Below are 6,227 nucleotides of genomic sequence, written 5' to 3'. Positions count from 1 at the left end.
GTGCGGGCGCCCCGGGCGGTGCGGTTTTGGGGGGGCGGGGGCCGTGGGTTGTGTGCCGCGGCCTCCTCATGCCGGGGAGCCGGTGCCCGGGCCCTGACGTCGTGGCCCCGGCACCGGCTTCGGCGTCAGTCGCCCCAGTACTGCGGCGTCAGGCAGCCGTCGTGTCCGCTGCCCTCCAGCATCAGGCTGTCCCAGCGTCCGCCGCCCTGCTCCTTCGGCACCCAGTCCTGCATGTAGGTGGCGCGCGGGGCCTTGGGGTCGGTGCGGGCGTCGATGCCCATCAGCTTGTACATCGTGCCCAGTGATTTCATGTGGATGAGGAAGTGCATCCGCTCCATGGTGCCGAACAGTTCCTCGAACACCAGGGCGGTGGCGTCCCCGCCGGCGTTGAGGTTGGTGGTCTCGGCGACCGTACGGGCGAACAGGCGGGCCTCAGCCCGGTACTTGTAGCTGAAGTCCACCACCCGGTGCATGATCACACCGGCGGTGGCCGTGTTGAGCAGCTGGTCGGCAGGGACGGAGGTCTGGTGCTGGGCGGGCAGCACCTCGAACCAGGGGCCGTCCCGGTCGGCGGCCAGCGGGCTCATCGACGGGTCCTGCGCCATGGTCTGGGTGGCGGTGCCGAACATGCCCCAGCGGTGCGGGAACATCATCGTCTCCCGCACGCTGCCAGGCACGAACGCGGCCTGCCACTGATCCGCCTGGTGGTGGGACACATAGCCGCCGAGGACACCGTCCCGGAAGTCGCGGGCGCCGCCCATGTGCAGCAGCCGCTCGTAGTCCTCCAGGGACCGGAAGTGGATCAGCCAGTGCAGGCGGTCCTTGACGCCGAAGGTCTCCTCGTAGACGAACACGGTCGCCAGGCCCAGGTGCTTGGCGTTGACGAACTCGGCGGCCTCGCGGCCCAGCCGGCGCGCGATGTCGCCCTGTCCGGCGGCGATCTGCGCGACCCGCTCCACGACGACACCGGCGTTCGCCGAGTGCAGGATCTTGTCCGGGGGCTGCGCGGTCTGGTGCCGGGCGGGCGGGACACTGGGCGTAGCGCTGTCCACGGTCATGTGGTTCTCCTCGCATGTGTCATGGGTGGTGATGCATGGCGACGTACACCGCTCAGGCGTAGGCGGCCAGGCGCTCGCCGAGGACCCGCGCCGCCCCGGTCATCAGCAGGTCCGCGATGCGTTCGACGTGCCGCTCCGGCCAGGGCTCCAGGGCGGTGCCGCGTACGCAGCGGTTGAAGGCGCCCGCGGCGGGCCCGCAGTGCACCTGGTAGTTGGCCCGCTCGGTGGGGTCGCCGTCCTGGGCGGCCCGGCTGGTTCGGGCGAAGTACGACTTGAAGACGAGCGCCATCCGGTGCCGGGGATCCCGCTCGGCCCGTTCGATCTCGTGTGCGCGGCCGGTGTCCCGATAGTGCGCGCACGTCTGCTTCCACACCTGGTCCAGCGGGGCGCGCAGACAGTCGCGCTCCAGCCAGGTGCGGGTGGCCTCGTCCAGGTCTGCCAGGCCCGCGTGAGAGCGGTAGAGCTGGTACAGCTTGTTGGCGCGGGCCGCGAAGAGGGTGCCCTTGCGGACCACCTGGACACGGGAGCCGAGTTCGAACAGGTCGCCGGCGGGCGCGTACGCGGTGTCCTGGACGTCCATGCCGGCCAGCAGGTCCTTCACGGCGTCCGAGGTGCCCGCCTGTGGTGAGCACTGGTTGACGGAGCCGGTGACCACGAAGTCGGCGCCGAGGACGAAGGCCGCGGCGACCGCCTCGGGGGTGCCGAGGCCCCCGCACGCCCCGACACGGAGGCGGCGGGCGTAGCCGTACCGTGCCGTCAGCTGCTCGGCGAGCGCGGCCGTCGTCGGAACCAGGGCCAGGCTGACGCCGCCGTCGGTGTGGCCGGCCGAGTCGCCCTCCACACAGATGTCCTGCGCGACCGGCAGCCCGCGGGCCGCGTCGGCCTCGGCCGGGGTCAGCGCGCCCTCGGTGACCAGGCGTCGCAGTAGTTCCTCCCCCGGCGGTGCCATGAACTGTTCCGCCACCTCGGGGCGCGAGCACTTGGCGACCACGGTGCGTACGGCCACGGGTGTGCCGTCGGCGGTGCGCTGGGCGCCGGTGAACCGGAAGCGGACCACGGCCGGGGTGACGGTCGCGAAGGCCGCGGCCTCCACATGCCGCACGTCGTGCCGCAGCAGCAGGTCGACCAGGGCGTCCTCGGCGCCGGGGTGCGTCAGGTCGTGCAGCAGGTTCACGCCGTAGCGGCCGTCGAGGCCGGGCGTGCGAGCGAGTTCGCTGATCGCCTTCTCGACAGTGCCCAGATCCAGTCCGCCGGCCCCGAAGTAGCCCCGCATACCCGCCCGCCCGAGCCGCGCCACCAGTTCCACGGAGGAGACACCCCGGAACATGCTGCCTGCGAGGTACGCGTACCGCAGCCCGTGGTCCTGCCGGAACTCCCCGCTGCCGAGCCGGGCGGCGGCCGGGTCCCGTACGGGTTCCGGCTCGGGTACGGCCGTAGGGGCGCTCCGTCCTACGGCCGTGAGGTGGGCCGCGGGCACCGCCGAGGGCGCCTCGACGCGCTGCCCGGGTTGCCCTGACGGGACAGTGACGGAGGTCTCGACAGGCTCCGCGGAGGGCCGGTCCGGCAGAGACACCGGCACCGGCTGCGGCTGCGGCTGCGGCACGGGTTCCGTCTCGGCCACCACCGACTCCCACATCGGCCGCAGCATGGGCCTCGGGCCGAACTCGCGCGCCTCGGTCACGCCCTGCCGGAGCAGTTCCCGCACGGTCTCGTGCCAGCGCACCGGAGCCGCGATCTGGCGGGCCAGCAGATCCGCGACGCCGTCGGCCGGGTAGCGCCGGCCAGTTACGTTGGCGATCACGGGAATGTGCGGTGGCCGGAACTCGATCGTGTCCAGGAACGCAGCGAAGCGCTCCTGGGCGGGGCGCATGTGCCGGGAGTGGAAGGCGCCGCTGGTGGCCAGCGGGACACAGCGTGCTCCCGGTGTCGCGCGTACGGCGGTCCGTACCTCCTTCATGGACTCGGCCGGCCCCGACACCACCACCTGGGTGGCGGTGTTGAGGTTGGCGAGGTCCACGTCGGCGGCTCCGCAGCGGTCGAGCAGGGCGCGGACGGCGTCGGGCGGGAGGCCGACGACGGCCAGCATGGCGCCGCCGTCCGCCTCCCCCATCAGCTCCCCGCGCCGCTGGACGATCCGCAGGCCGGTCTCGAAGTCGAAACAGCCGGCGGCGAGCAGCGCGTTGTACTCGCCGAGGCTGTGTCCGGCCAGGACGTCGGGCCCGGGGCCCTCCGCCAGCGCCTCCGCGCAGGCGAGCGCGTTGACGACGTACAGCGCGGGCTGGGTCCACCGGGTGCGGTTCAGCCGGCCGTCGGGGTCGTCCAGGCACAGCGCGCGCACGGACTCGCCGAGCACCCCGTCGGCGACCGCCACGTACTCGGGGAAGCGGTCGAAGAGCCGCTCCCCCATTCCGGCGCGCTGCGCCCCCTGGCCGGCGAAGAGCCAGGCTTTCACTCAGCCGGGTGGAGCTGGTGCGGAAGCAGCAAGGTGTCCTCGATGGTGCCGGGCACGAAGGAGCGGCCCCAGGTGCCGCCGCCCTTGTGGTCGGCGATGAACTGCCGCTCGCCCAGGGCGCGGAAGTCCTTGTCGGTGCGCTCCAGTTCGAACAGCTCCTGGTAGGCCTCGAAGTCCCTCAGGTGGATGAGCCAGTGCAGCCGGTCCATCACGCCGAAGGTCTCCTCGTAGAGGTAGGAGGTGGCGCGGCCGGGCAGCTTGCGGTTGACCTCGTTCTGCCAGGCGAAGGCGTACAGCCGGGCCTCCTTGCGGAACTCGTGCGAGGCCTGGCCGGTGCGGTGCAGGGTGAGCAGCGAATTCGCGGAATGCAGCAGTTCCGTGTCGGGCCGGCCGGTCTGCAGCTTGGCCGGGTCGACCCAGAGTTCGCCGCTGTCGTGGTCGTCCTCCTCGTGCACGAGCCCGTGCTGCGGGACCAGGATGCGTTCCTGGACGGAGCCCTCGACGACGGCCCGGCCCCACACGCCGGCGCTGGCGTCGTCCACGACGCGGTCACTCTCCAGCAGGTCGATCATCTTCTCGTCATGGTCGACCATGTGCAGGCTGATGGCGTAGTCGTTCGGGGTCTTCCAGTGGATCAGCCAGTGCACCCGGTCCTGCTTGCCGAACGCCTCCTCGTAGAAGTAGAAGGAGGCGCCGTTGAGGTCGGACTGGTTCATGTGGGCGATCACGTCAGCGAAGAGCTTGCGGCCCTCGTCGCGGTGCTCGTACTTCAGCTGGGCGCTGCGGGCGATGGTGAAGCCCGAGTTGCCGGAGTGCAGCAGCTTGTCGGCGGGAACGGGGCTCTGGGCCGACGCGGGGCTGAGACCGGCCGCGCTCCGGGCTGTCCGCTGATCCATGGAATGGCCGTCCTTCCAGTGCGCAGAATGCGTGGCTCGTGCCGGGCCCGGGAGGCCGGCGCGAGCCACGCTAGGCGGACCGCCGTCGAGGGGCTGCACAACTTTGAGCAGGCGGGGAACGGTCACCGCCCGCCCCGGCCGGTCAGCTCGTCGCGGGCGCTTCCTCGACCGGCTGGTCGGCGGCCGGGTGGGTCTTGCGAGGCATCTCCTTGAGGAACAGGGACACCACCAGGGCGACGGCGACCAGCAGGACGCACGCCAGGAACATGTCGCCCATGGCGTGCGCGTAGCCGTCCAGGGCGCGTCCGCGCAGCGGCTCGGGGAGCCGGTGCAGGGCGGTGACGCCCTGGTCGGCAGCGCGCGCCGCGTCCCGGCCGACGTCGGTCAGCCGGTCGGTCACCCGGCTGGTGAGGACGGTGCCGAACACCGCGACGCCGATGGCAGAGCCCATCCGCTGGAAGAAGTTCGCGGCACTGGTGGCCGCGCCGGTGTCCTGCGGCGGCACGGAGTTCTGTACGGCGGTGATGACGGGCTGCATCACCAGGCCGACGCCGGCCCCGAACAGGAAGGCGTACAGGCCGATCTGCCAGTAGGGGGTGTCGGCGGTGAGCCGGGACAGCAGCAGCATGGTGACGACCAGCAGCGCGGACCCGGAGACCGGAAAGACCTTGTACCGGCCGTTCTTGCTGATCAGCTGGCCGGAGGCGATGGAGGTCACGGTCAGTCCGAACATGGCGGGCAGCATGGCGAGGCCGGAGCGGGTGGAGGACATGCCCATCACGGCCTGGAAGTACAGCGGCAGGAACACGATGCCGGCGAACATGGCGGCACCGGCGAGCAGGCCGAACAGCGCGCCGATGCCGAACACCGGGTTGCGGAACAGGCCCATGGGGATGACCGGTTCGGCCGCCCGGGTTTCCGCCCACACGAACAGGACGCCGAGCGCGACGGCGCCGACGCCCAGCAGCAGCGAGCCCGGGGCAGCCCAACCGTAGGTGTCACCGGCCCAGTTGAGGTACAGCAGGGCGCACACGACCGCGCCGGCCACCAGTGCGGCGCCGGTGAAGTCGACGGTGTGCGGGCGCTGCGGGCTGCGGATGCGCAGTCCGACGGCGGTCGCCACCAGGGCCAGTACGCCGACGGGCACATTGATCAGGAAGATCCAGCGCCAGCCCGGGCCGTCCGTGAACCAGCCGCCGGCCAACGGCCCGACCACGCTGGACAGTCCGAACACGGCGCCGAACATGCCTTGGTAGCGGCCCCGGCGCTCCGGCGGCACCACATCGGCGATCACCGCGAGCGCCAGCACGAACAGGCCGCCGGCGCCGAGGCCTTGCAGTCCGCGGAAGACGATGAGCTGCCAGATGCTCTGCGCGATACCGCACAGCACGGACCCCACGACGAACACGCCGATGGCGCACTGCACCACGGCCCGGCGGCCGTAGAGGTCGGAGACCTTGCCCCACAGCGGGGTGACCGCCATGGAGGTGACCAGGTAGACCGTCACCACCCAGGGCAGGCGTTCCAGACCGCCCAGTTCGCCGACGATGCTGGGCAGGGCGACACTGACGACGGTCTGGTCCAGGGCCGACAGCAGCATCCCCACCATCACACCGGCGATGGCCAGGGCGGCCTGACGAGGGGTGGGCAGGGCCGGTGCCGCGTCCGCGGACCCGGGGGCCGCCTCTGCGGAGTTCTCCATGGCAGGTGCTTCCTTCCGTGGGGGCCAAAGTAGGCGTGAACGGGGCAATTACCTATGAATAACACGATCGAATAACCCAATCCGACCGCCGGGATGCACCCGACGGGCGCGGCCCGGCA

At 71.6% G+C, this 6,227-nt stretch carries 4 protein-coding genes; all 4 read right to left on the bottom strand.

Annotation, left to right across the window (positions count from 1 at the left end; translation table 11 throughout):
- Positions 1-125: 125 nt before the first annotated feature.
- The 4 genes from ABT245_RS36855 to ABT245_RS36840 all read right to left on the bottom strand — a co-directional run bounded on the left by ABT245_RS36855 (position 126) and on the right by ABT245_RS36840 (position 6,108).
- The gene (locus tag ABT245_RS36855; protein ID WP_351742675.1) at positions 126-1,058 is read right to left on the bottom strand and encodes a DUF6039 family protein; all 933 of its coding nucleotides are present in this window, start codon (positions 1,056-1,058) and stop codon (positions 126-128) included.
- Between the two features lie 52 nt (positions 1,059-1,110).
- Entirely contained in the window at positions 1,111-3,510 is a 2,400-nt protein-coding gene (gene fabD, locus ABT245_RS36850) for an ACP S-malonyltransferase (RefSeq protein WP_351742672.1), read from the bottom strand.
- A complete protein-coding gene (locus tag ABT245_RS36845) occupies positions 3,507-4,406 on the bottom strand; it encodes a DUF6039 family protein (protein WP_351742669.1) in 900 nt (299 codons plus the stop codon). The genes fabD and ABT245_RS36845 overlap by 4 nt, the downstream gene beginning before the upstream one ends.
- A 142-nt stretch (positions 4,407-4,548) precedes the next feature.
- Positions 4,549-6,108, bottom strand: coding sequence for an MDR family MFS transporter (locus ABT245_RS36840; protein ID WP_351742667.1), 1,560 nt, complete (start codon positions 6,106-6,108; stop codon positions 4,549-4,551).
- Positions 6,109-6,227: the final 119 nt, after the last annotated feature.

The sequence above is a fragment of the Streptomyces sp. NPDC001508 genome, assembly GCF_040298665.1.
Classification (GTDB): Bacteria; Actinomycetota; Actinomycetes; order Streptomycetales; family Streptomycetaceae; genus Streptomyces.
The sequence above is the reverse complement of the archived record's forward strand: the minus strand, read 5'-3'. Positions and strand labels throughout refer to the sequence as shown.

What these genes read in the sequence shown, in the direction of transcription:
- ABT245_RS36840 (WP_351742667.1), bottom strand. Translation starts at nt 6,108, where the DNA reads ATGGAGAACTCCGCAGAGGCGGCCCCCGGGTCCGCGGACGCGGCACCG.
- ABT245_RS36845 (WP_351742669.1), bottom strand. Translation starts at nt 4,406, where the DNA reads ATGGATCAGCGGACAGCCCGGAGCGCGGCCGGTCTCAGCCCCGCGTCG.
- ABT245_RS36855 (WP_351742675.1), bottom strand. Translation starts at nt 1,058, where the DNA reads ATGACCGTGGACAGCGCTACGCCCAGTGTCCCGCCCGCCCGGCACCAG.